The 24,588-nt window shown below is 67.0% G+C and carries 23 protein-coding genes and 1 pseudogene; 17 read left to right on the top strand and 7 right to left on the bottom strand.

The annotated features are described in order from the left end of the window. Positions 1-71 precede the first annotated feature (71 nt). Positions 72-1,130, top strand: coding sequence for a ParA family protein (locus tag ZRA01_RS06345; RefSeq protein WP_141350386.1), 1,059 nt, complete (start codon positions 72-74; stop codon positions 1,128-1,130). 403 nt (positions 1,131-1,533) lie between these two features. On the opposite strand, the gene ZRA01_RS20970 is transcribed toward ZRA01_RS06345, so the two are convergent. Then, entirely contained in the window at positions 1,534-2,049 is a 516-nt protein-coding gene (locus ZRA01_RS20970) for a site-specific integrase (protein ID WP_246093297.1), read from the bottom strand. A gap of 69 nt (positions 2,050-2,118) precedes the next feature. Between ZRA01_RS20970 and ZRA01_RS06335 the strand changes: the two genes are divergently transcribed. The 4 genes from ZRA01_RS06335 (at position 2,119) to ZRA01_RS06320 (ending at position 4,073) form a co-directional block, all read left to right on the top strand. Next, positions 2,119-2,484, top strand: coding sequence for a hypothetical protein (locus ZRA01_RS06335; protein WP_141350384.1), 366 nt, complete (start codon positions 2,119-2,121; stop codon positions 2,482-2,484). Positions 2,485-2,757: 273 nt separating this feature from the next. Continuing rightward, positions 2,758-3,144, top strand: a complete 387-nt coding sequence (locus ZRA01_RS06330) for an LPP20 family lipoprotein (RefSeq protein WP_141350383.1) — start codon at positions 2,758-2,760, stop codon at positions 3,142-3,144. 65 nt (positions 3,145-3,209) lie between these two features. Beyond that, positions 3,210-3,434 (top strand): hypothetical protein, encoded by a 225-nt coding sequence (locus ZRA01_RS06325; protein WP_141350381.1) that lies wholly within the window; start codon positions 3,210-3,212, stop codon positions 3,432-3,434. A 15-nt stretch (positions 3,435-3,449) separates the two neighbouring features. Beyond that, the gene (locus ZRA01_RS06320) at positions 3,450-4,073 is read left to right on the top strand and encodes a FlgO family outer membrane protein (protein WP_141350379.1); all 624 of its coding nucleotides are present in this window, start codon (positions 3,450-3,452) and stop codon (positions 4,071-4,073) included. 28 nt (positions 4,074-4,101) lie between these two features. On the opposite strand, the gene ZRA01_RS06315 is transcribed toward ZRA01_RS06320, so the two are convergent. After that, positions 4,102-5,148 carry a hypothetical protein gene (locus tag ZRA01_RS06315; RefSeq protein WP_141350377.1) on the bottom strand — a complete coding sequence of 349 codons (1,047 nt, stop codon included), beginning with the start codon at positions 5,146-5,148 and terminating at the stop codon, positions 4,102-4,104. Between the two features lie 249 nt (positions 5,149-5,397). Between ZRA01_RS06315 and ZRA01_RS21355 the strand changes: the two are divergent. After that, positions 5,398-6,159 (top strand): annotated as a pseudogene (locus ZRA01_RS21355) (PAS domain-containing protein); the annotation flags it as partial. Between the two features lie 48 nt (positions 6,160-6,207). After that, positions 6,208-6,735, top strand: coding sequence for a methyl-accepting chemotaxis protein (locus ZRA01_RS21350; protein WP_246093321.1), 528 nt, complete (start codon positions 6,208-6,210; stop codon positions 6,733-6,735). Positions 6,736-6,765: 30 nt separating this feature from the next. Here the strand turns inward: ZRA01_RS21350 and ZRA01_RS06305 are convergent, their stop codons facing one another. The 5 genes from ZRA01_RS06305 to ZRA01_RS06285 form a co-directional block, all read right to left on the bottom strand. Continuing rightward, positions 6,766-9,012 carry an ATPase, T2SS/T4P/T4SS family gene (locus ZRA01_RS06305; RefSeq protein WP_141350373.1) on the bottom strand — a complete coding sequence of 749 codons (2,247 nt, stop codon included), beginning with the start codon at positions 9,010-9,012 and terminating at the stop codon, positions 6,766-6,768. Then, positions 9,009-10,211, bottom strand: coding sequence for a sensor histidine kinase (locus ZRA01_RS06300; RefSeq protein ID WP_141350371.1), 1,203 nt, complete (start codon positions 10,209-10,211; stop codon positions 9,009-9,011). The genes ZRA01_RS06305 and ZRA01_RS06300 overlap by 4 nt, the downstream gene beginning before the upstream one ends. Beyond that, the gene (locus ZRA01_RS06295; protein ID WP_141350369.1) at positions 10,208-10,852 is read right to left on the bottom strand and encodes a GTP-binding protein; all 645 of its coding nucleotides are present in this window, start codon (positions 10,850-10,852) and stop codon (positions 10,208-10,210) included. Before ZRA01_RS06295 ends, ZRA01_RS06300 begins: the two co-directional genes overlap by 4 nt. A 291-nt stretch (positions 10,853-11,143) precedes the next feature. Further along, entirely contained in the window at positions 11,144-13,174 is a 2,031-nt protein-coding gene (locus ZRA01_RS06290) for a hybrid sensor histidine kinase/response regulator (RefSeq protein ID WP_141350367.1), read from the bottom strand. Positions 13,175-13,183: 9 nt separating this feature from the next. Then, positions 13,184-14,023 (bottom strand): phosphate/phosphite/phosphonate ABC transporter substrate-binding protein, encoded by an 840-nt coding sequence (locus ZRA01_RS06285; RefSeq protein ID WP_141350366.1) that lies wholly within the window; start codon positions 14,021-14,023, stop codon positions 13,184-13,186. A 164-nt stretch (positions 14,024-14,187) separates the two neighbouring features. Here ZRA01_RS06285 and ZRA01_RS06280 point away from each other — a divergent pair, with 164 nt between their 5' ends. The 10 genes from ZRA01_RS06280 (at position 14,188) to ZRA01_RS06235 (ending at position 24,537) form a co-directional block, all read left to right on the top strand. After that, entirely contained in the window at positions 14,188-14,610 is a 423-nt protein-coding gene (locus tag ZRA01_RS06280; protein ID WP_141350364.1) for a YkgJ family cysteine cluster protein, read from the top strand. A gap of 183 nt (positions 14,611-14,793) precedes the next feature. After that, on the top strand, positions 14,794-15,267 hold the full coding sequence (locus ZRA01_RS06275) for a hypothetical protein (protein WP_141350362.1): 474 nt from the start codon (positions 14,794-14,796) through the stop codon (positions 15,265-15,267). 157 nt (positions 15,268-15,424) lie between these two features. Further along, positions 15,425-18,502: a transglycosylase domain-containing protein gene (locus tag ZRA01_RS06270; RefSeq protein WP_141350471.1), complete on the top strand. Its 3,078-nt coding sequence runs from the start codon at positions 15,425-15,427 to the stop codon at positions 18,500-18,502. Positions 18,503-18,531: 29 nt separating this feature from the next. Further along, entirely contained in the window at positions 18,532-18,807 is a 276-nt protein-coding gene (locus ZRA01_RS06265; protein ID WP_141350360.1) for a biotin/lipoyl-containing protein, read from the top strand. Between the two features lie 422 nt (positions 18,808-19,229). Continuing rightward, entirely contained in the window at positions 19,230-20,405 is a 1,176-nt protein-coding gene (locus ZRA01_RS06260) for an ABC transporter substrate-binding protein (RefSeq protein WP_141350358.1), read from the top strand. Positions 20,406-20,634: 229 nt separating this feature from the next. Continuing rightward, entirely contained in the window at positions 20,635-21,501 is an 867-nt protein-coding gene (locus ZRA01_RS06255) for a branched-chain amino acid ABC transporter permease (protein ID WP_141350356.1), read from the top strand. A gap of 4 nt (positions 21,502-21,505) precedes the next feature. Beyond that, complete coding sequence (locus ZRA01_RS06250; protein WP_141350354.1) at positions 21,506-22,474, top strand: branched-chain amino acid ABC transporter permease; 969 nt, start codon at positions 21,506-21,508, stop codon at positions 22,472-22,474. Beyond that, complete coding sequence (locus tag ZRA01_RS06245) at positions 22,467-23,243, top strand: ABC transporter ATP-binding protein (protein ID WP_141350352.1); 777 nt, start codon at positions 22,467-22,469, stop codon at positions 23,241-23,243. The genes ZRA01_RS06250 and ZRA01_RS06245 overlap by 8 nt, the downstream gene beginning before the upstream one ends. Next, complete coding sequence (locus ZRA01_RS06240; RefSeq protein ID WP_141350350.1) at positions 23,236-23,949, top strand: ABC transporter ATP-binding protein; 714 nt, start codon at positions 23,236-23,238, stop codon at positions 23,947-23,949. The genes ZRA01_RS06245 and ZRA01_RS06240 overlap by 8 nt, the downstream gene beginning before the upstream one ends. Before the next feature lie 15 nt (positions 23,950-23,964). Continuing rightward, the gene (locus ZRA01_RS06235; RefSeq protein ID WP_246093295.1) at positions 23,965-24,537 is read left to right on the top strand and encodes a hemerythrin domain-containing protein; all 573 of its coding nucleotides are present in this window, start codon (positions 23,965-23,967) and stop codon (positions 24,535-24,537) included. Positions 24,538-24,588 lie beyond the last annotated feature (51 nt).

The following is a 24,588-nucleotide window of genomic DNA, read 5'->3' as shown; positions in this document are numbered from 1 at the left end:
GCGTCAACTGCTTAACAGTAGGCGTCTGGGTTCCTGTAGCATCTGGACTAACAAAAGGAGGCTTGATAGACATGGCTATTTACGCAATTTGGAACAATAAAGGCGGGGTGGGTAAGAGTTACCTAACCTTTCAAGTTGCCTGCGAATATGCGCGGCAGAACCCAGGGAAGAAGGTTCTCGTTGTAGACATGTGTCCTCAGGCGAACTCCTCATCTATGCTGCTCGGCGGCATGGTTGAGGGCGAAACTCGATTGAATGCCATCCATTCGCAGACACGTAGAGTCACGATTTCTGGCTACCTTGAAGATCGGATTGCAAGTCCCTATCAGTCGCCGGGCACGGGCTCTACCTATCTTACGCAAGTAAATAACTACAATCCTGCAGTGCCAGATAACCTATTTTTGGTTGTTGGGGACGAGCAACTCGAAACTCAAGCATCGCGCGTTGCGAATGCGACGAGACCTGGTCCTCAAGAGGCGTGGCGAATTGTGCACTTGTGGGTTGCAGACTTGATTGAGGACATTTTGACGCACTGGAATCATGAAGATTCGTGTGTGTTCATTGACTGCAATCCGAGTTTCTCGATTTACACGGAATTGGCGTTAAGCGCGGCAGAGCGATTGCTTATCCCGTTCTCAGCAGATGGTTCGTCAAAGCGTGCTGTAAAAGCGGTCCTGTCGCTTGTTTACGGCGTGCGTCGCTTGCCAACCGACCCGCTCTCAGAGTTTGTGATTAACAACAACCAGTTTCGGATGCGAGTTCCAGAGATATATATGTATATCGGGAATAGGTTGACGCAAATGAATAATTCTTCAGCATCGGCATTCAAGACTGTTGTGGATGAAATTGGCGATGAGGTCTGGGGTGTCTGGCAGACCAAACCAAATGTATTCTGCCTTCATCCAAATGGCGCCCCGGCTCCGACGAACAAACGGACCTTTAAAGCAATGTTTCAGTACGAGGTTAATGACGCGAATACGGCATCGGTCGTATCCGGAGCACGAGGCGTTCCAATCTCTGTTCTCCCATCGGGCCGTGCCAACGTGGCTGGAAAGTCGATTGTCGTGAACCAAAGTCAACTTGATAAGCAAGTTCCGAACATACAGAGGTTGGTTCGTAACATCGAATAGTTGAACGTGGTTTTCGATTTGGCGAGCTTTTGGGGTTGGGCTATGTTGGTCAGCCCTCTACCGGGTAACAAGACGCGAATGGTGCCTGAGCACCAGCTAACTAGCCGAGTTCAAACGAACTCCGGTTATTGGGCTATCGATCATAGATGTCGGAGAAGGGCGTATAGCGCCCTTCATCTCAACGGTTTAACTTTTTCACCCCGTCGACTGCGTGTGTAGTGCTCTGTCATGTCCCGCGTTTTGTGCCCTAGTAGTTTCTGAGCGTGTCCAAGGTCGCCTGTATCCGTTGCCGCCTTGGCCCGAATATCCCGAAACTGAAAAGTTGCCCCAGCGGCTTCCCTGGCCTCGTCAAACCGATTCCGCAGCATCCAGTAGGTGAGAGGCTGACCGCTCTCGTCCTGAATCAGCCAGGCGCCCTTGATCTTCGCCGGCCGGCTGGTGTCCGCTCGATCACTTGGGCAAGCTCCCCTGTGATCTCGATGGCGAGTTTCTGCCCTGTCTTGTTCTGCTTGAGGTGCAGCGCGCCGTCCCGGATGTCGGCGCGGGTCAGCTTGAGCACGTCGGCGGGGCGCTGGCCCGTCAGTAGGGCCAGATCCATCGCATCCTGCAGGGTGTAATGCCCTTTCTCCCAAACTGCCCTGAATTCGTCGTCTTCCACGTAGCGGTCACGCCCGGTTTCCTTGTGACCCTTGATGCCCGCGCAGGGGTTCGGGGCGTCGGTGTAACCCCATGCCCGCGCCTGGTTGAAGATATGGGACAGCAGGGCGCACTCCCGGTTGGCGCGAACCTTGGCGGTCTGGCCGTGCAGGTCCAGATAGGTGCGCATGCCCTGGGGGCGGATCGTGTAGATAAGCGCAGCGCCAAAAACTTCCAGCGGCTTGGCGAGTTCCCCTAACTGGTCGTCAGGCTGCTGCGCCAACGGCCGCAATCGAGATCCCGCCCGCAAGCCCCGGTATCCTTGCGCCCGGCCACCTTCACTCCACCCATCATGACCGCTTCCACTACCGCCTGGCTGGACGATCAGCCGCCCGCTGTCCGCGCCGAGCTGGACAACCTCCTCAGCTACGGGCCGGACCCCGAGTTCCTGCCGCAGCTTGCCGCCTTGCTGCCGGTTGTTCCGTGTGCGGGGCTCGTCGATCTGTACTACGACATCTGGTACTGCGTGCCGAGCCGGCTGGCTTTCCGGCTTGCCGTCAGGCTGCTCCACGACCCTTCGAGGCTGGCGGATTTTCTGGTGCTGGCGGAGCGTGTGCTGGTGGATGAGGCGATCTGCAAGGCTTTTGCTGCGCAGGTCCAGGAGGACGACGAGCTGCATGAGGTTGTCGGCTGGTTGAAGCGTCACCTCCCGCGCTGATCTGCACCTGGTGCCACCGGCCTGGCCCCATCGAAGCGATCGCTACCCCTTGCGCGCTTTCGAGCGCTTGCCCTTGATTGAGCCCCGGGCCTGCTGCGGCGCAGGCCTGTGTCCTGGCATGTCTGGAGGATTCCGGTGATCGCCAGGGCATCCCTTGCATCGCGCCAGCCATCAAAGGCTGCGATGGCCCACAAAAAACATTAAATACATTAAAAACCTCAAGATCGACGGATATATGCCGAAACCCATGCATCTGGGTTCTGCTGTACGCATATGAACTTTCGACTTTTGATGCTGGGTTTGTCGGCGGCGCTGTTGGTGGGTAATGCGGTGGCCGATGGGCCGTGCTGGGCGGACGAGCGCTGTGTCCGGATCACCGGCGTGGGCCTTGCCGCCGTGCGGCCGGATGACGAACGCCCGCACAACCTGAAGCAGCTCGCCGCCATCCGTGCCGCCAAACTCGAGGCCATCCGCTCGTTGGCCGAGCAGGCCCACGGTGTCACGCTGCAGTCGCGCAGCCAGTCGGAGAAATCCGAGATGGGCACGGACAGCATCGTGGTGGAGTCGGGCGCGACGCTGAAGGGCGTCCGCTTCATCCGGGTCGAGCCCGTGGAACCCGGGATCTACCAGGCCGTCGCCGAGCTCGACGTCCGGTATTGACTGACCTGCCCCGGGCGAGCTGGTGCAGTCCGGGGCCTCGAATCCATCGTAAAGGAAAAAACAACATGAAAATCCTGACCACCGCCCTCTTGCTCTCCGCGCTGTTGTCCGGCTGCAGCACGGTTGCCACGCAGCAAGACTGCTGCGGCGCCCCGAAAGAGGTCGTCTATGTAGACCGGCCCGTCGCCGAGTGCACCCGCAACGTCCAGGACGTCACCCAGGTGTCGCCGTGCCAGGTGTGCTCCCGCTTCCAGGTTTCGGTTCGTGCCGACAGCGCCTGCGCGCGATAAACAAGGAGAACGAGCATGAGAAAGATCATTCTGGCGCTGGGCGCCGCCCTGCTGTGTTCCAACGCGCTGGCCGACTTCCCGGTGTTTCCGGCCACGGTGCAGATCGGCGGGGGTTCGGCGTCGAACACCCTCAACCAGGTCAGCAGCTTCCTGGCCACCCAGCTGGCGCGCAACCGGGACATCAAGAACGTCTCCGACAGCCGCATCGCGGTGGCGTCCTTCGTCAACATGACGTCCCTCGACGAGACCGACAGGCTGGGCATGACGCTGGCCGAGAACCTGATGCACGAGATGTACGTGCGCGGCTTCGGGGTGGTCGACTTCAAGGCCCGGGACCACGTCAAGGTGCGCAGCAATGGTGATTTCGTGTTCAGCCGCGACGTGGCCGAGCTGCGCCGCAACCACAACATCCATTACTTTCTGGCCGGCACGGTTGCCCGCAACGGCGACGGGGTCGTCATCAACGCGCGCCTGATCCAGGCCGACAGCGGGGTCATCGTCTCGTCGGGCCAGGCCTTTCTCAACAACCGCGACCTCAACTACATCCTGAGCGACGCCAACCGCGGCGCGGTCGAGAAGGTGGTGGTCGAGCGCAATGTGGTGCCGCCGCTCAAGCCCAACACCGTCTTCATCCGCTGACGGCGCCGCCCGGGCTGCGGGGCGGGGGCTACAGGACGAGCAAGTAGCCGCCGCCGAGCGGGTACTTTTTGCCGGGCTGCCGTGGTCCGCCGGGGAAGCGCAGGCTGTGGTCATCGACCTGCTGCGGCTTGAGGTAGCCGTCGGCCTGCAGCAGATCCACCGTGCCGCCCTCGGCCACGGGCCAGGCGGCAAAGAACAGCACCAGCCCGCGCTGGCCCAGGTCCAGCGGGGCGCGCGTCGTCAGGCTGAAACCGCCGTCCGGCTCCAGGCGCGGTATCCGCAGCAAGGCGGGGAGGCAGCGGACCGTCTCGGCGAGCTGCCTTGCCGCTTCGCCGGCCAGCTGCCGGGTGGCGGCGGTGGGCACCCACTGGCGCAGCAGCGCGTAGCCGAGGTTGGATTCCTCCTGACGGGCCAGCGGCGAGGGCCCGGCCGGGAGGCGGATTTCCTTTATCAGGCGGTCCACCGTGGCGCCCCGCAGCTGCAGCCGCAGCACCCCGCCGGCCGCAGCATGGCCGGGAAGCTCGAGGGCGGCGCCGATCCGGTAGATGGCGTCGGCTTGCGGAGCGCCGGGGGTTTGCAGATAAGACGCGGCGCTGGCCCGCAGTTCGCGCCCGATCGCGGCGCCGAGAACCATGCCGGCCTGGTCGTCGGCGTCGGATGTCCGCCCGCCGACGATGCCTTCCCAGGCGTAGGCGATATTCTGGAGCGGCAGGGCGGCGGCGCAGCCGGCGGCAGCGGCTTCCTCCTGCTCGATGTCGGCGGTGAGCCGCAGGCGATCGTCGGCGATCTCCTCGTGGAGGATCTGAAACCTCTTGATGCGGAAGGCCGAGCGGACCAGCGTGGTTTCGTGGAGGCTGCCGCCGATCAGCGCCGACTGGCTGTGCACCACGGCGCCCCCGCGCATCCCGGCCTCCCACAAAATCTCCCGCACCGCCTCGGAGCGCGCCGTGCCCACGTCGCCCGCGACGATCTGCGCGGAGGCGCTGAAGGGTTCGGCCCAGGCCAGGGGCGCGAGGCTCGCGAGCAGGGCGAGCAGCGCGCGTTTGAAACAGGCCGGGCGGAAGCAAGGGGGCATGGTGTGTCGGGCCAGGGGCCAGGGGTTTGCCGGAAGGCCGCGCCTGCGGGGGCAGCCTGCCAGCCCAAGGCCACGATTCTAGCCCCATGGGGCCGGTTGCCAGGCACGCCAGGGTGGGGCGCGGCGAGAAAACGCCCGACCTCACCCTGTCCAGGGTCAAGGAAGCCGTGGATTTACCGTAACCACTCAAGGTGAGAGTCAAATCCGGCCCGGCCCCGACGGGGTCCGGCGTTGAGCGAGGGAGTAAAGATGTTTTGTGGAGAGTGGAAGCAGCGGGTGGCGCAACTTGAGACGGAGCGCGCAGAGCAGCTTGCCGTCCGGCGTGCCTTGGACCGCTCGACGGCGGTGGTTGAACTGAGCCCGGAGGGCGTCGTGCTGGCCGCCAACGACAACTTCAGCGCCGTCATGGGCTTTGCGCCCGGGGCGCTGGTGGGCCAGAAGCACGCGGCCCTGTGCGAGCCCGACTACGTGAGCTCCCCGGTTTACCAGCAGTTCTGGGCCGACCTGCGGGCCGGCCAGTATTTTCGCGGGCGCTTCAAGCGCCGTCACCAGTCGGGCCGGGTGGTCTGGCTGGAGGCAACCTACAACCCGGTGCTGGATGAGGGCAGTGGCAAGGTGACGCGGATCATCAAGTTCGCCATCGATGTGACCGAGCAGGTCGAGGAGGCGATCCGCACGACCGCCCTGGTCAAGGCGATCGAGCGCTCGATGGCTGTCGTCGAGTTCACGCCGGATGGCACCGTTTTGCGGGCCAACGACAACTTCCTCGACCTGATGGGCTACGGAGCCGGCGAGGTGGTGGGCCAGCATCACCGGATGTTCTGCGAGGCCGGCCACGCGGCGAGCCCCGAATATACGGCGTTCTGGGCCAGCCTGCGGTCCGGGCGCTTCATCAGCGGCCAGTTTGGCCGGGTCACCCGGCGGGGTGAACCGATCTGGCTGGAGGCGAGCTACAACCCGGTCTTCGATCTCGATGGCAAGATCGAGCGGATCGTCAAGACCGCCTCCGATGTGACCGGGCAGGTGCTGCGTTACCGGGCCGAGCAGGAGAGCGCAGCGATGGCTTCGGAGGCGGCGGTCGAGACCGAGAAGATCTCGTCCGAGGGCGAGGCCATCATTCTCGAAACCGTGGCCAAGATCCAGACCATCGCCCAGGCGGTGGACGATGCCGCGGCCCAGGTGGCGAGCTTCGGGCAGCGCACCGCCGAGATCTCCTCGATCACCAACACCATCAAGGAGATCGCCGACCAGACCAACCTGCTGGCGCTCAACGCGGCCATCGAGGCGGCGCGGGCCGGCGAGTCGGGGCGGGGCTTCGCGGTGGTGGCGGACGAGGTGCGCAAGCTGGCCGAGCGCACCGCCAAGTCCACCCAGGAAATCACCCGCATGGTCGCCGCCATCGAGGTCGAGAACCGGGCCGTGACCGCCAACATGAGCGCCGGCCTGACCCAGGTTGCCGAAGGGGTGGCGCTGGCCAATACCGCGGGGAGCGCGATCAAGCGCATCCGCGAGGACGCCCGGCGCGTTGTCGATGTGATCCAGCGCATGTCCGAGGCCGTCGAGATGGGGCATCCGGCAGGCCGCTGAGGGCTTTTGGCCCGGTGTCGCCGGGCAGGCTCAGCTGGATTCCCCGGCCTGCGGGCCGAGCACGCGCAGGATCTCGTCGAGGGTGGTGACGCCGGCCTGGACTTTCTCCAGGCCGTGCTGGCCGATGCCGCGCTGGCCCTTGCCGCGCACCTTGCGGCGGATCTCCAGCACGCTCGCGCCGCTGCCGATGCAGTCGCGCAGCTCGTCGTCCATCGCCAGCACCTCATAAAGTGCCACCCGCCCCTTGTAGCCGGTGCCGTGGCAGTCGGTGCAGCCCCTGCCGCGGAAGGTCTGCTGGATGCCGGCATAGTCACCGCCCAGGCGGCGGCGCAGGGCGGGGTCGGCGGCCACCGCCTCGCGGCACTTGGGGCACACCTGGCGCACCAGGCGCTGGGCGATGATGCCCTCCAGCGCGCTGGCCACCACGTAGGGCTTGAGGCCCAGGTCGAACAGCCGGGCGATGGTGGCGACGGCGGAGTTGGTGTGCAGCGTCGAATACACCAGGTGGCCGGTGAGGGCGGCGTGGAAGGCCACCTCGGCGGTCTCGAAGTCGCGGATCTCGCCGAGCAGGATCACGTCCGGGTCCTGGCGCAGCAGGGCGCGCAGCACGCTCGGGAAGGTCAGCCCGATCTTCTCGCGCACCAGCACCTGGCCGGCCATGTCGAGGTAGTACTCGACCGGGTCTTCGATGGTGACGTAGTTCTTGTCGGGCGTGGCGTCGTGCTGGAGCAGCGAATACAGCGTGGTGGTCTTGCCGCTGCCGGTGGGGCCGGTGGCCAGGATGATGCCCTGGGGTCGCGCCACCGTGTCGGTGACGCGGGGCAGGTCGACGGGCGAGAAGCCCAGATTGGCGAGGCTATGCACCGCCGAGTTGCGGTCGAGGATGCGCATCACCACCTTCTCGCCGTTGATCGTGGGCAGGGTGGAGATGCGCAGGTCGACCATCCGCATCGGGGTCTTGACGGTGATGCGGCCGTCCTGCGGGTGGCGGCGCTCCGAGATGTCGAGTTCCGACATGATCTTGAGCCGCGACACCAGCGACTGGTGCTGCTGGTGGGGGATCTGGATCTTGTCGATCAGCACCCCGTCTATGCGGTAGCGCACCACCACGCTCTTGGTGCGCGGCTGGATGTGGATATCGGAGGCGCCGAGGCGGATCGCCTCGATGATGATGGCGTTGGCCAGGCGAATCGCCGGCGGCGCCTCGGTCTCGCGGAGCAGGTCTTCGAGACGCGCCCCGTCGTCGTCCTCGATGACGATCTCGATGCCCTCGTAGGGGTCGGGTGAGGCGATGAGGGTTTCGAGCTCCTTGAAGTCCACGTCGCTGCCGCTGCCGTAGACCTCCTCGATCTTCTTGCGGATCGCCGCCACGTCGGCGGTGACGATCTGCAGGTCGAGCCCGGCGGTGAAGCGCACCTCGTCCACCAGCCCCTCGTCGAGGGGGTCGGCCATCGCGATCATCAGGTGCTTGCCTTGCAGCTTGAGGGGCACCACCAGCTGGCGCGAGCAGAAGCTGCGCGGGATGATCTCGGTGAGCACCGGGTCGATCGCAAATTCGGGCAGCTGGACTTCCTCGATCAGCAGATCGCTGGTGAGCAGCTTGCGGATCTTGCGCTCCTCCACCCAGTCCTTCTCGAGCAGCAACGCGATCATCGGCTCCGAGCGGCGCTCCTGCAGCAGCGTGAGCTCCTGCAGCTGGGCCGACGACAGCAGGTTTTTCTTGTGCAGCATGATCCCCAGCCGGCTGCGGTGGGTGGCGGCCAGCTTGGAGAGGGCGGAGATCTCCTTGGCCTTCTGGGCGTTCTCGGTCTTGAGCGCCCGGTTGCGGGTGATCAGGTCGAACTGCTCCAGCGCCAGCGCCACGGTAACGCGCAGGTCGTCGTCGTTCCAGGGCTTGAGGATGAACTTGTACACCGCGCCTTCGTTGATCGCGCCCATCACCGCGTCGGTGTTGGCGTGGCCGGTGAGCATGATGCGGATCGTGTCGGGGGAGCGTTGCTTGACCTCGCGGAGGAACTGGGCGCCGTTCATGCCCGGCATCATGAAGTCGCTGATGACCAGCTGCACCGGCCCCTCGGCGAGCCGGGCCAGCCCGTCCTGGCCGCTGTTGGCGGTGACGATCTCGTAGTTTTCCTGGCGGAACACCCGGCGCAGCGCATTGACGATGCCTGGCTCGTCATCCACCAGCAGCAGGCGATATTTGGGCGGCGTGAGGTGGCTCGCCGGCGCTTGCGGCGCATCGCTCCTGCCGGTGAACAGGCTCTTGTAGTCGGTCATGGCGCGGTCGGAAAGAAGAGCGTTGCCGTGGTGCCCGCGCCCGGGGTGCTGGCCAGCTCGATGCTTCCGTGGTGGGCGAGCACGATGTTGCGGGCGGTGGACAGGCCGAGCCCGGTGCCGGTGCCAATGGCGCGGGTGGTGTAGAAGGGCTCGAAGGCCTTCGCCAGTTGGGCCGGGCTCATGCCGACGCCGTCGTCGGCGATGCGGATGTGGATGCCGGCGGGGCTGGCCTCGCTGGCGATGCCCACGGTGCCCGGCCGGCCGGCGTCCTGGATGGCCTGCATGGCGTTGCGGATCAGGCTGAAGAAGACCTGGTTGAGGTGCCCCGGGTTGCAGGCGAGCTGCGGCAGCGGAGCGAGCGAGGTGTGCAGCTGGATGCCGGCCGGCGGCGTGCCGACCACGCTCACCGCGTGCTGCAGGCAGCCGTTGAGGTCGGCCAGCTCGGTGGGCGGCCGGCCCTCGTTCGAGAAGCTCTTGAGGTCGGCCACGATGCGGGCGATCCGCTCGAGCCCGGTGGTGCAGTCGGCGAGCAGCTCGGCGCCGTCCTCGAGGACGAAGTCGAGGTCGAGGCTCTGCCACGCCGCCTCGCCCTCGGCCAGCCGCCCGTGGAGAGCGGCAAACTTGTCGAGGTAGAGTTTGAAGCTGCCCAGGTTGCTGCTGACGAAGCCCAGCGGGTTGTTGATCTCGTGGGCCGTGCCGGCAGCGAGCTGGCCGATCGAGGCGAGCTTTTCGGCCTGGTAGAGCTGCTGCTGGCGGGCCTCGAGGTCGGCCACCTGGGCCTCCACGCGGGCTTCGAGCTCTTCGGACAGCTTGCGGTAGCGGGCCTCGGAGGCGAGCAGCCGGGAGTGTTCGAGCTTGAGGGTCTCGAAGTCCTGGGTGATCGCCTCGATGTGCAGGGCCGAGGCCATGCGGTAGCGGGCCTCGGCGCGCAGCAGGGCGGTGAACATCCGGCCGGCGCTGTGCAGGCGGGCCGGGTCGGCGGTGCTGCTGGCGAGGTAGCCGGCGGGCTCGATCTCGAGCACCAGCGCCTCGCGCCGGGCCTCGGCGGCGGGCCGCCCCCACAGCGGGGCGCCGTCACGGTCGAGGATGGCCAGGTCGGCGCCGAGCAGCTCGGCCAGCGGGGGCGCGACGCGCTCCAGCATCCGCGCGTCGAAGAGTTCGCCGAGCCGCCATTCGCGATCGAAGTCGGAGCTGTTCATGGCCGCCCCAGGATGCCGGCAACGAAGGCTTGTTCGCTGACGCCGTGATCGCGGGCCAGCCCGAGCTCGGCGTCGTGGCGCCGGTAGAGCGCCCGCAGCAGGGATTCGAAGGTGGCCTCGACGCCGTCGCCGGTGAGGGCCACCGCGAAGTGCAGCGGCCACGGCGCGGCCTCCCAGCGCTCGCGGATCTCGGCCTCGGGCACCGCGCCGGGCAGGTCGCGCTTGTTGAACTGGACGACGAGGGGGATGTGCTCGAAATCCAGCCCGACCCGGTGGCAGTTGTCGGCCATGCTCTGGAAGGCCTCGCCGTTGTTGGTCTCTTGGGTGCGGTCGGAGTCGGCCACGAAGACGATCCCGTCGGCCCGTGACAGCACGGCCTTGCGGGTGCCGTCGTGGGCCACCTGGCCGGGCACCGTGAACAGGCGCAGCTTGATCAGCAGCCCCGAGGGGGCGCGAAAGCCGAGCGGGAGCAGATCGAAGAAGAGAGTGCGGTCGTCCTTGGTCTCCATGGTCATTACCTCGCCCTTGAGCTCGGGCGACAGGAGGTCGTGGAGGCGCAGCAGGTTGGTGGTCTTGCCGCTCTGGGCCGGGCCGTAATAAACCAGCTTGAAGCTCAGGCTGCCGGCGTCTTGGTCGGGCATCGGGTCAGCCTTCCCGGGGCCCGGGCAAGGCCGGGCGGGTGGTGGCGATCAGGGTGCGAATCATGGTGTTCCCCGCAGGAGTCTGGTGCGTGCCGCCGTGCTGGATGGCGGTGTGGGTTTTCGATGAGCTCCGGCCCGCCCGGACAAAGCCGAAACGGGCACCCCGTGGTCAACGGCCACGATACCGGAAAGTTTGGCGGTTTTGCGTTCGAGGGCGGGGCGGCGATGGTCTGCCGCGTGCAGGGAAGGGGCGTCGACGGATTGCGGGCGGCCCGCTGCCGGGCTTGTCGTTCAGGCCGCCGGCCGGGCCTGCGCCCAGCCTTCGAGCTGGCGGAAGAGTTCGTCGGCGTTGATCGGCTTGCTGATGTAGTCGTCCATGCCGGCGGCCAGGCAGCGCTCCCGGTCGCCCTGCATGGCGTTGGCGGTCATCGCGATGATCGGGGTGCGGGCCCGGGCCTCGGCGGCCTCGCGGGCGCGGATGCGGCGGGTGGCTTCGAGGCCGTCCATGACCGGCATCTGCATGTCCATCAGCACCGCGGCGAAGCGGGCCTGGACCAGGGCGTCGAGCGCGAGCTGCCCGTTCTCGGCGAGGGTGACCCGGTAGCCGCGGTCTTCCAGCAGCTTGCTGGCCAGCCGCTGGTTGATCCGGTTGTCCTCGACCAGCAGCACCGGCAGGCCGCTGGCAAGGGCGGCTGCTGCCTGCGGGGCCTGCCGCGCCGGGGCCGGCGCCTCGGCCGGCCGGCAGGGCAGGGTGAAGCAGAAGGTGGAGCCGCGGCCGGGCGCGCTGTCGAGGCGGATCTCGCCGCCCATCAGGGTGACCAGGTGGCTGGAGATCGACAGCCCCAGGCCGGTGCCGCCGAATTTGCGGGTGACCGAGTTGTCGGCCTGGGAGAAGGCTTCGAAGATGTGGCGCTGGGCCTCGGGGGTGATCCCGATGCCGGTGTCGCGCACCGAGAAGCAGAGGATGTCGGGCATTCCCGGGGCGCCGGGCTCGCGCCGCACCGTGAGCTCCACCTCGCCTTGTTCGGTGAACTTGACGGCGTTGCTGAGCAGGTTGAGCAGCACCTGGCGCACCCGCACCGGGTCGCCCGCGATGAAACTGGGCACGCCCGCGCCGATGCCCCACTTGAGCGTGAGCCGCTTCTCCCGCGCCTTGACGGTGATCGCCGGCAGGGTTTCCTCGAGCAGGCCGGGCAGGTCGAAGGGGATGTTCTCGATGCGCAGCTTGCCGGCCTCGATCTTCGAGAAGTCGAGGATGTCGTTGATGATGGTGAGCAGCGCGTCGGCCGAGCTGCTGACGATCTGCAGGTAGTCCCGCTGCTCATCGCTGAGCGGGGTCTGCAGCGCCAGCTCGGTCATGCCCAGGATGCCGTTCATGGGGGTGCGGATCTCGTGGCTCATGTTGGCCAGGAAGTCGCTCTTGGCGCGGTTGGCGGCCTCTGCGGCGTCGCGGGCCTGTTCGAGGGCGAGGCGGCCGGCTTCCCGTTCGGCCACCAGGCGGCTGATCGCCGCGGTCATGCCCTCGATGTCGTTGCCGCTGGGGCTGCCGGGGCTGGCCGGCAGGGCCTGCAGGTCGGCGAGCACCTGCCGCAGCGAGACCAGGGCCTTCTCGCGGGTGGCCAGCTCGTGCTGCAGGCGGCTGGCGGTCTGGTGCAGCACGTCGAACATCGGCCGGAACTCGAGGGGCAGCTCGGCCAGCGCCGCGGTGTGCTCGGCCAGGGCGCCGGGGGCCTCGCCGTCCTCGAGGCTGCGCACCCGGCCGAGGGGCCCGAGCCAGCGCTTGAGGGGAAACCAGATCATCAGCAGCCCGCCCGACAAGCCCAGCACGGTGAGTAGCAGGGCGTTGCGGAACAGCACCCACAGGCTGCCGGCGATCATGTCCACGTCGAAGGCCAGGCGCAGCACGCCGTAGTCGCGCCCGCCGGCGCTGATCACCCGGTTGACCTCGTAGAGATGCTCCGCGATGCGCGCCTGCAGCCAGGCCGGCGCCGGGGCGGCGGGGGGCGTGCGGCTCTCGCTGTGGAGCCGGCCGCCGCCCATGTCGATGAAGGTGGCCGCGGCGAACTGGGAGCGCAGGGTGGATCTCTCGAGGGTGCGCCGGATGGTGTCGTAGTCGCCGATCACGGCGCTGTCGGCTATCGTCTGGGCAGTGACCTCGATCAGCATGGTGGCCGACTGCTGGGCCGTTTCGAGCTGCTGGGCGAACTGATATTGGTAGAAGAGGCCGAGGCCGCCGCCGACGAAAAACAGCAGGGCCGCCGAGTAGAGCGCGTAGATGCGCGCCACCAGGGACTTGGGCAGCAGGGCAGCGAGCTTGGCCACTGTGAAGGCTCAGCGCACGCCGGCGGGGGCGCTCTGGTAAAACTTGCGATAGGCGGCGTAGTCGCTGCCGCTGGCCGGGATGAAGTAGGCGTCGGCATCGAGCCCGACCTCCTGGGAGGCCTTGTGCAGCACCTCGCGGCCGCGGGCGTCCTTATGCATGCCGAGGAAGGCACCCGCCACCGCCTTGAGGTCCTTGTCGGGCACCTTGCCCGAGGCCATCAGGGCGAGGTCGTGGTAGGGCTCGGAGGTCCACAGGATGCGGAACTTCTTGTTTTCGCGCCTGGCGTAGCCCTCGATCAGCATCGAGTTGCTGCCGGTGGCCTTGGCCTTGCCGGCGAACATCTGGGCGATCGCCGCGTTCTGGTTGCCGCCGAAGACCACCTTCACGTCGACGCCCTTCGAGGCCAGGTGCGCGTAGGGCACCTTGTAGCCGATGAAGGCTTCCGGCCCGGCAAAGGCCACCTCCTGGCCCTGGAGCTCCTCGAGCCGGGTGATCGGCGAATCGGCGGGTACGGCGATCTGGCCATGGAGCGCCGGCGCGTTGCGGCGCCCGAAGACCTTCCAGCCGAGCGCCTCGCGCTCCGGGCTGAACAGATGGTTGCTGAACACGAATTCGACCTCCTGGGCCAGCACATAGCTGGTAGTGTCGGCCGAGGTGCGCCCGATCTTGAGCTGGAGTTTCACGCCGCTCTTCTCGGAGACGTACTGGATGATCGGGTTCCAGTAGGCGGCGGTTTTGTTGATGTCCCACTGATTGACCGGCGAGAAGCGGTAGGAGGGCTCCTGGGCCGAGGCGGACGGCAGGGCCACGGCGAGCAGGGCGGCGGTGAGAAAATGGCGCAGGGACATCGGGGGTCTCTTTGGGTGAATTTATGTCAATTATGCCCCGGTGTGGTGCGCCGCCCAAGCGGCCCGTCAGCTTGCCCTTGACAGAAGCGGGCCCCGGGGCCGATACATGCGCCCCCGGCCTGGCCTGCCCCGGCCGGGTTTGTCTGCAACCCGAGGGAGTTTCGATGGCATCAACCGGCTCTTCCCAGGTGGACGTCGATCGTCTGGACACCTGGACCCGCTACCGCAATGGCCTGTGCACCGGCTGCGTGGCCAACTGCTGCACCATGCCGGTGGAGGTGCGGCTGCCCGACCTGGTGCGGCTGCAGCTGGTGGACGCCTTCGAGGCCGAGCATGAGGCGCCCAAGCAGATCGCCCGGCGCCTCGCCAAGGCCGGCGTGGTCGAGCATTTCAACTTCAAGCGCAGCATCTTCACCCTGGCCCGCCGGGCCAGCGGCGATTGCCTGTACCTCGACGCATCGACGCGCCGCTGCACGGTGTACGAACAGCGCCCCGACACCTGCCGCAAGCACCCCCAGGTCGGGCCGCGGCCGGGCTACTGCGCCTATGCGCCGGCCGGGGGCAACGGCCCGGGGCGCCGGCGCTGATCACCCGGCCGGCCCCGCGGGCGTCGGCGGGCTCCTCGGGGCGGGTGCGCCGGTAGGAGCGTGCCGGCTGCGTGGCTGGCCCTTGGCAGAAGGCCATTTTGGGCCATAATCCGGGGCTTTCGCCGTGTTCCCGCCCGGCTGCGGCGGCACCGACTCCAGGCTCACTCTCCAGGTTCCACGCCCATGTACAAAGCCACCAGGGATTTCATCCGAGACCGGCAGCCGTTTGCCAAGTACGCGGTGAAGCAGGTCAGCGTCCAGCAGATCGGCGGCGGTGAGGACGGCAATGGCTACATGAACGCCCACCGCCGCATCGACCGCGAGCGCAACATCAAGATCGTCAGCGGCTGGCTGGTGCGGCCCCACGACAAGGCGCTCAACAAGACCGAGATCGTGCAGCACTGGTGGAACGTGGACGCCGCCGCCAAAACCTACTTCGACGTCTCCCCCGGCATCGGGCGCGACTGCGAGTACGTGCTCGACATGGACCTCGCCGAGTACGGCATCCGCCATTTCGAGAGCACCGCCGACAACATCTGCCATTCCGTGCTGCTCAGCGACGGCCGCTACACGATGGTCGACCGCATCTTCGGCGAGCTCTTCTACAAGCCCATCGAGTCCCTCGAGACGGCCGCGCTGTTCAAGAAAGTCACCTGACCACATCCACCCCGCTGCCGCCCGGCGGCACGCCGTATTTATCTCGATTCCGTCATGCCGGATGGGCGATACTTGCGGCGGTGCAACATCGAAGATTCCCCCTGTGAGCCCCAACGATCCCGTCGCAACGCCTGCCGCCGATACGCCCTCCGCAGGGATGCCTCCTGCCGAGGCGCCCCCTGCAGCGTCGCTTTCCGATGACACGCCTCCGCCCGCCGAGCCTCCCGCTCCGCCCCCGCCCACCCGCGGTTTCCTGCGTCGCCACGCCAAGGCGGTCGGGCTGCTGGCGGTGCTGCTCGCGGCCGGCGGCTACTGGGTGGCCGAAGAGATCGAGACCTCCCGTTTCCAGGCCACGCAGCTGGCGGCCTATGCCCGCAGCCTGAGCTTCCAGGTGCTGAAGGGCCCCAGCGAGGCGATCCGCTTTCCGCTCCACGGCCCCTTCGACCAGCGCATGGGCTACACCGAGCTGCCGCGCTTTGCCCAGCGCCTTACTGATCGCGGCTACGCGCTCACCGAGCAGGCCCGCTTCTCGAAGGACCTACTCGAATACACCGGCCACGGCCTGTTCGCCCCCTATCGCGAGAAGACCCGCGCCGGCCTCGACATGGCCGACTGCCGCGGCAAGCCGCTGCATGGCTTCCGCTACCCCTACCGGGGCTACGCCGACTTCGCCGCGGTGCCGCCGCGGGTGGCCCAGGCGCTGATGTTCATCGAGAACCGCGACCTCCTCGACGAGTCCCGCCCGCAGATGAACCCGGCCGTCGACTGGGTGCGCTTCGCCCGCGCCGTGCTCGGCCGGGTCGGGCACCTGGTGAGCAGCGATTTCGACGCCCCCGGCGGCAGCACCCTGGCCACCCAGATCGAAAAGTTCCGCCACTCCCGCGACGGCGTCACCTACAGCGGCAGCGAGAAGCTGCGCCAGATGGCCTCGGCCAGCGTGCGCGCCTACCAGGACGGCGAGGAAACCCTGCCGGCCCGCCGGCGCCTGCTGCTCGACTACCTCAACACCGTGCCGCTGTCGGCGGCGCCCGGGCATGGTGAGGTCAATGGCCTCGGCGACGGCCTGTGGGTGTGGTTCGCTGCCGATTTCGACGCCGCCAACAAGCTGCTCGCCGCGCCCGAAGCCAGCGGCGCGGACCTGGCCGCCCAGGGCCGCGCGCTGCACCAGGTGGTGGCGCTGATGATCGCCCACCGCCGGCCGTCGTTTTACCTTGCCGGTGGCGGGCGCGAGCGGCTGGGGCAGTTGTCGGCGAGCTATCTGCGCCTGTTTGCCGAAAACGGCGTGATCAGCCCCGCCCTGCGCGACGCGGCCCTCGCCGAACCCCTCAAGTTTCGCGACATGCAGGCCAACCCGGCCCTCCTGCCCGCCGACCTGGGCAAGGGCACGATCACCCTCCGCAACCGCCTGGCGGGCATGCTCGACGCCTCGCTCTACGAGCTCGACCGCTTCGACGCCGACGTGTCCACCACCCTCGACGGCGCCCTGCAGAAAGAGGTCAGCGAGTTTCTCGAGCGCCTCGCCGAGCCCGAGTTCGCCCGCAAGCAGGGCCTCGCCGGCGAGCGCATGCTCAGCCCGGCCAGCCTGAAGGCGGTGCGCTACAGCTTCAACCTGGTCGAGAGCACCCCCGGCGGCAACCGCGTGCGGGTGCAGACCGACACCAGCGACCAGGCCCTCGACATCAACGAAGGCAGCAAGCTCGAGCTCGGCTCCACCGCCAAGCTGCGGGTGCTCACCACCTACCTCGAGATCGTCGCCGAGCTGCACGAAAAATACGCCGGCAAGACGCTCGCCGAGCTGCGCGCCGTCAAGCCCGATTCCCGCGACCGGCTGAGCCTGTGGGCGGTGGAATACCTCGCCGCCGCCAAGGACCGCGGCCTGCCGGCGATGCTCCAGGCCGCCCTCGAGCGGCGCTACTCCGCCAGCCCCGGCGAGGGTTTCTTCACCGGCGGCGGCGTGCACACCTTCAACAACTTCCGCCACCAGGACGACGGCCGCCAGCCCACCGTGCGCGAGGCCCTGCAGGGCTCGATCAACCTGCCCTTCGTGCGCATCATGCGCGACGTGGTGCGCCACACCATCTACCAGGGCCCGGATAACCTCTCCAGGCTCCTCGAGGACGAAGACGACCCGCGGCGGCAGGAATACCTCGCCCGCTTCGCCGACCGGGAGGGGCAGGTTTTCCTGCGCCGCTTCTGGAACAAGTACCGCGGCAAGAAGCCGGACGAGATCCGCGAAGACCTGCTCGACGACCTGCGCCCTGGCGTCGATCGCCTGTCGGCGGTGTTCCTTTATCTGTCGCCGAAGGCTACGCCCCAGGCGCTGGGCGAGTTCCTCAAAGAGCGGCTCGACGGCAAGGTGTTCTCAGAGCAGAACATCGACAAGCTCTACGCCCGCAACGGCCTCGAGGCCTACGACCTGGCCGACCGGGGCTACGTGGCGCGGATCCATCCGCTGCAGCTGTGGCTCGCCGCCTATCTGCAGAACAAGCCCGACGCCACCTGGGCCGACGTGGTGAAGGACAGCGCCGAAGAGCGCCAGGCGGTGTACCGCTGGCTGTTCCGCACTCGCCACAAGGGCGCCAAGGATTCCCGCATCTACACCATGCTGGAGCTCGAGGCCTTTGTGGACATCCACCGGCGCTGGGCGCGGGTGGGTTACCCCTTCGGCCACCTGGTGCCCTCGTTCGCCACCGCGCTGGGCAGCTCCGGTGACCGCCCGGCGGCGCTGGCCGAGCTGATGGGCATCATCGCCAACGACGGCGTGCGCCAGCCCACGCTGCGCGTCGACCGCCTCAACTTTGCGGTCGGCACGCCCTACGAGACGCGCTTTGCGCCGAAGACCGGCGAGGGCGAGCGGGTGCTGCCGGCCGAGGTGGCCACGGCGCTGCGCACGGCGCTGTCGGAGGTGGTCGAGGGCGGCACGGCGCGGCGCCTGGCGGGGGCCTTCAAGCTCGCCGACGGCACGCCGCTGGCCCTGGGCGGCAAGACCGGCACCGGTGACAACCGCATCGTGATCGGCCGCGGCAGTGCCCGCGGCGTGGCCCTCAACCGCACCGCCACCTTCGTGTTCTACCTCGGGCCGCGCCACTTCGGTACGCTTACCGCCTACGTCATGGGCCCCGAGGCCGGCAAGTACAACTTCACCTCGGCGCTGCCGGTGCAGATCCTGAAGTCGATGGGTCCGGTCATCCTGCCCCACCTCGAACCCAAGGCCGCCGAGGCCTGCACCCGCTGAGGGCGGGTGCCCCGCTGCGAAAGAGAGCCATGTCCGCACCCGTCGAGGTCCGTTCGCCCCTGTGGCCCGTGTGCTGGAAAAGCTGCGGCAACTGCGCCGGCGAGGGCGCCTTCGTCACCGAGGTGCTGATCGCCCCCGGCGACGAGGTCAGCTTCAACCAGGTCATCGTCCGCACCGAGACCAGCAAGGTCAGCACCGACGTGCCCACCAGCGTGGCCGGGCGGGTGGTGTCGGTGCATGTGCAGGTGGGCGACGAGCTCCCCGAAGACGTGCTGATCGCACTCATCGACCGGGGCGCGGCCTAGCGCCGGTCGGACTTGAAGGTGATCGGCCGCTAGGCTGCCCGGCTGGCCCGTGTTTCGCCGCTCTGGCGGCCGATGAAGCATGCATGGGCCGGCAAAATCGACAAAATCGGTCCTCGTCCAGCCGTACTCTCATTCCGACTCTTCAAAACCGGCGGGCTAACCTTGCTTTGAACTGGCACGCTCGGGGTGGGGCGCGTCGATTCACTGTCCGGGTGTGCCTGCGCCGCGCCTTGTCTGCCTTGTGCGCGCTGGGGCCGATGAGAAATACACGATTTTTCGATAGATTCTATTGATTTCTCGATAAATTGAGGTAATCTCAAGAAGTGGCAACTGGGCTGCGTGCCTGCTACTCCAAGCCTGCGCGACTCAGCGCCACACCCGAATAAACACACCATCGTACAAAGAGACGAGGAGACATTTTCATGAAAACCACTCAGCAATTCTTCGGCAAGGCAGCCCTCGCTCTTGCCCTCGCCGCCACCTGCGGTGCCCTTCATGCCCAGGCGCAGCCCAAGGTCAAGGTTGGCCTGATGCTGCCGTCCACCGGCACCTACGCCTCGCCAGGCACGGCGATCGGCAACGGCTTCAAGCTGTTCGTGACGGAGCAGGGCGGCAAGCTGGGTGGGCGTGAGGTGGAGTACTTCTCCGTCGACGATGAGTCCGACCCCTCCAAGGCCACCGAGAACGCCAACAAGCTTATCAAGCGCGACAAGGTGGACGTGCTGGTCGGCACCGTGCATTCGGGGGTCGCGCTGGCAATGGCCAAGGTCGCCCGCGAGAACAAGACGCTCTTCCTGGTGGCCAACGCCGGCGCCGACGAGCTGACCGGCCCGCTGTGCGCGCCGACCCTGTTCCGCACCTCGTTCTCGGCCTGGCAGCCGGCCTACGCGATGGGCAAGGTGGTGGCCGACAAGGGCCACAAGCGGGTGGTCACCCTCACCTGGAAGTATTCCTTCGGCCAGCAGTCCATCGAGGGCTTCAAGGAGAGCTTCGAGAAGGGCGGCGGCAAGATCGTCAAGGAGATGACGCTGCCCTTCCCGAACGTCGAGTTCCAGCCCTTCCTGACCGAGATCGCAGCGCTCAAGCCTGACGCGGTGTATGTCTTCTTTGCCGGCGCCGGGGCTGCCAAGTTCGTCCGCGACTACCACGCGGCCGGCCTCAAGAACACCATCCCGCTGTACGCCTCGGGCTTCCTGACCGACGGCACCCTCGACGCGATGGGCGAGGCGGGCAAGGGCCTGCAGACCACCCTGCACTACGCCGACGGCCTCCCCAACAAGAAGGATGCGGCCTTCCGCCTCAACTACGCCAAGACCTACAAGCTGCAGCCCGACGTGTACGCGATGCAGGGCTACGACGCGGCCCAGCTTTATCACGCCGGCCTGAGCGCCGCCGGTGGCGACCCCGCCAAGCAGGCCGAGATCATCAAGGCCATGGAGGGCGCCAAGGTTGACAGCCCGCGTGGCACCTTCACCCTCTCAAAGGCCCACAACCCGGTGCAGGACATCTACCTGCGTGAAGTCCAGGGCGGCCAGAACAAGGTCGTCAGCACCCTCATCAAGGGTCTCGCCGACCCGGCCCGCGGCTGCAAGATGTAAGGGCCTGTCCGTTGCCGGCCCGCCAGCGGGCCGGATCGCCGCCGCGTCGATGCGCCTCCCTGCCCGGGTTGAGCCGGGGCGGCGGAGCTGCGTCCGGCTCCGGCGACGATCCGCCTCTCCTGCGCGGGGCGCTTCGGCGGGCATGCCCTGAGCCCTGCGGGGCTCGGCTCTCCACCTTCAACACTCTTTCACCGGCCACCCCTCCGCGATGGCCGGGCAGGAGCACGTCATGGATTTCGCATCATTCCTGATCCAGACGCTGAACTCGCTGCAGTACGGCTTGCTACTTTTTCTGGTGGCAAGCGGGCTGACGCTGGTGTTCGGCATCATGGGGATCATCAACCTCGCCCACGGCAGTTTCTACATGATCGGGGCCTACCTGGCCTTCGTGCTGGCGAGCCTCACGGGCAACCTTTTTGCGGCGATCGCGCTGGGCATTCCGCTGGCGCTGCTGTTCGGGGCCTTCCTCGAATGGGCGCTGTTTTCCCACCTCTACAAGCGCGACCACCTGGAGCAGGTGCTGCTCACCTACGGCCTGATCCTGATCTTCGAGGAGGTGCGCAGCCTGCTGGTGGGCGACGAAGTGCACGGGGTGGATATCCCGGCGGTGTTCAGCGCCTCGATCCAGCTCAGCGAAGTGCTGAGCTATCCGGTGTACCGGCTGGTGATCTCGGCGGTGTGCATCGTGCTGGCGGTGGCGCTGTACTTCGTGATCCAGCGCACCCGCCTGGGCATGATGATCCGCGCCGGCAACCACGACCGGGTGATGGTCGAGGCGCTGGGCATCAACATCAACATGATCTACCGGGTCGTCTTCGCCCTCGGCGTGGCGCTGGCGGCGCTGGCCGGCATGTTGGCGGCGCCGATCTCGTCGGTGTTCCCCAACATGGGCAGCCATGTGCTGATCATCTCCTTCGTGATCGTCGTGATCGGCGGCATCGGCTCGGTGTGGGGCGCCCTCGTGGCGGCGCTGGTCATCGGCTTTGCCGACACCTTCGGCAAGGTGCTGGTGCCGGAGCTGTCGGGAATGGTCGTCTATCTGGTCATGGCGGCGGTGCTGCTGTGGCGGCCCGAAGGCATCTTCAAGAAAGGTTGATGCAATGAAATTCGACACTTCCATGGCCTTCAAGCTGCTGGCGCTGGTGGGGCTCGCCTGCGTCCCGCTGGCTGGCGCCGACTTCTACACCGAGCTGATTGCCAAGACCCTGGTGATGGCCATCTTCGCGATGAGCCTCGACCTGCTGGTGGGCTTCACCGGGCTGGTGAGCTTCGGCCACGCGGCCTATTTCGGCGTCGCTGCCTATGCGGTGGCGCTGCTGTCGCCCAAATACGAGGCGGCCAGCCTGTGGTACGTGCTGCCCGCCTCGGTGGGGCTGGCGGCGCTGGCGGCGCTGGTGGTGGGCATCTTCGTGCTGCGCACCAAGGGCATCTACTTCATCATGGTGACGCTGGCCTTCGCCCAGATGTTCTTTTATGTGTTCCACGACACGCCGCTGGGCGGTGGCTCCGACGGCCTCTACCTCAACGTCAAGCCGACGGCCGAGATCGCGGGCTTCATGCCCTTCGACCTCGACAACCCCACCCACCTGTACTACTTCATCCTGGCGATGCTGGTGCTGGTCTACCTGTTCCTGGCCCGTGTCCTCCAGTCACCCTTCGGCCGCGTGCTGGTGGGCATCAAGAGCAACGAGCACCGCATGCAGTCGCTGGGCTACGTGACCTTCCGCTACAAGCTGGCGGCCTTCGCGCTGGCCGGCGGGCTGGGCGGCGTGGCGGGTTTCCTGTACTCGGTGGTGTTCGGCTTCGTCACGCCGGAGCTGATGTCCTGGCACCAGTCGGGCAACGTGCTGCTGATGGTGATCCTCGGCGGCATGGGCAACCTGGTGGGGGCGGTGGCCGGGGCCTTCGCCTTCGTCGCGATGCAGGAGGTGTTCTCGATGTGGACCAAGCACTGGCAGCTCGCCATGGGCTTGTTGATCGTTGCCGCCGTGCTGTTCATGCCGGGCGGCTTGTCTGCGGTGCCTGGGCGCATCAAGCGGGCGCTTCAGGGAGGTTCCGCCAATGACTGATTCACGCAACCCGGAAGCCCTGCTGGTGGCCGACAAGATCACCCGGCGCTTCGGTGGCCTGCTGGCCAACCAGGACGTCTGCCTGACCCTGGCGCGGGGCCAGCTGCACGCGCTGCTCGGCCCCAACGGCGCCGGCAAGTCCACCTGCATCAACATGCTGTCGGGCGACCTGCCGCCGAGCTCGGGGCGCATCCTGTTCCAGGGGCGCGACATCAGCGGCCTCACTGCCGCCCAGCGCTCGCTGGTGGGCATCGGGCGCAGCTACCAGCGCACCAACATCTTCCCCAAGTTCACGGTGCTCGAGAACGTGCGTCTGGCCGCGCAATCGCGCCGCCAGCAACCCTGGCGGATCTTCAGCCAGGCGATGAAGCAGCAGTGGTCCATCGACAAGGCCATGGCCTGCATCGCCGAGGCCGGCCTGGCCGGCAACGAAGGGCGCCTGGCCGGGGTGATGAGCCACGGCGCGCAGCGCCAGCTCGAGATTGCGATGGTGCTGGCCACCGACGCCCAGGTGCTGCTCCTCGACGAGCCGCTGGCCGGCATGGGCTCGGAGGAATCGGCCAAGATGGTCGATGTGCTCAAGCGCCTGCGCGAGACGCGGGCGATCCTGCTCGTCGAGCACGACATGGACGCCGTCTTTGCCGTCGCCGACACCATTACCGTGATGGTCAACGGCCAGGTGCTCGAGTCCGGGCCCCCGGCGCAGATCCGCGCCAGCATCGCCGTTCAGGAGGCCTACCTGGGCCAGGAGGATAGCTTCCATGTCTAACATGCTGCTCGAGGCCAAGGAGCTGCACACCTACTATGGTGCCAGCCACATCCTGCACGGCATCGACTTCCACATCCGCCAGGGCGAGGGCATCGCGCTGATGGGCCGCAACGGCATGGGCAAGACCACGCTCATCAAGAGCATGCTGGGCATCGTGCGCCCGCGCCACGGCCGCATCCTGGTGCGCGGCGACGACTTCACCCGCGCGCCCACCTACCGCACCGTGCAGCGCGGCATCGCCTACGTGCCGGAGGGGCGCGGCATCTTCCCCAACCTGTCGGTGCGCGAAAACCTGCAGATGGCCGCCCGCGCCGGCGTCGACGGCCAGCGGGAATGGACCTTCGACCGGGTGATGGCGACCTTCCCGCGCCTCGGCGAGCGTATCAACAACGGCGGCTGGCAGCTGTCGGGCGGCGAGCAGCAGATGCTCACCATCGGCCGCGCGCTGATGACCAACCCCGACCTGCTGATCCTCGACGAAGCCACCGAGGGCCTCGCGCCGCTGATCGCCCTCGAGATCTGGCGCATCGTCAAGGAGATCCGCAAGACTGGCATCGCCACCATGATCGTCGACAAGAACCACTCGGCGGTCACCTCGATCTGCGACCGGGCGATGATCCTGGTGAAGGGCGAGGTCGTCTTCGACGGCAGCAGCGAGCAGGTGCGCGAAGACCCCGGCCTGATCCAGAAGCACCTCGGCGTCTAAGGAAAGGAGCCCATCATGAAGAAATCCCTGAGCATCATCCACGCCGAGCACCGCGCCCTGGCGGCCATGCTCAACGGCCTGCGGCAGCTCGTCGACGGCATCGCCAAGGGCCGCATCAAGCCCGACTTCGGGCTGTTCCGGAAGATGATCGCGTACATCGACAAGGTGCCCGAGAAGGTCCACCACCCGAAGGAAGACCAATACCTCTTTGCCCGCCTGCGCCTGCGCTGCCCCGAGGCCGTGCCGGTGATTGAGCGGCTGGAGGCCGAGCACCGCATCGGCGACGCGCGCATCCGCGCCCTCGAGGCGGCGCTGGAGGCCTACGAGCAGCGCGGCCCGGCCGGCTTTGCGGGCTTCCAGGCGGCGGTCGTCGAATACATCGACGCCGAGTGGCGGCACATGAACGCCGAGGAGCACGAGATCTTCCCCCTCGCCGAGCGCGACCTGCAGGCCGACGACTGGGCTGCCATCGACGCCGCCTTCCTCGCCAACGACAACCCCTGGAGCGGCCCGGCCGGGGAGTACGAGCAGCTCTTCTCGAAGATCGTCAACATCGCCCCGGCGCCGGTCGGCCTGGGGCCGGGCTGAGCGGCGGGCGGAGCCCGGGCAGCAGACCTGCCCGGGCTCCGCCATCAGGGA

It is taken from the genome of Zoogloea ramigera, assembly GCF_006539865.1.
Lineage (GTDB): Bacteria > Pseudomonadota > Gammaproteobacteria > Burkholderiales > Rhodocyclaceae > Zoogloea > Zoogloea ramigera.
Note: the sequence above shows the minus strand (reverse complement) of the source record. Positions and strands in the feature narration are given on the sequence as shown.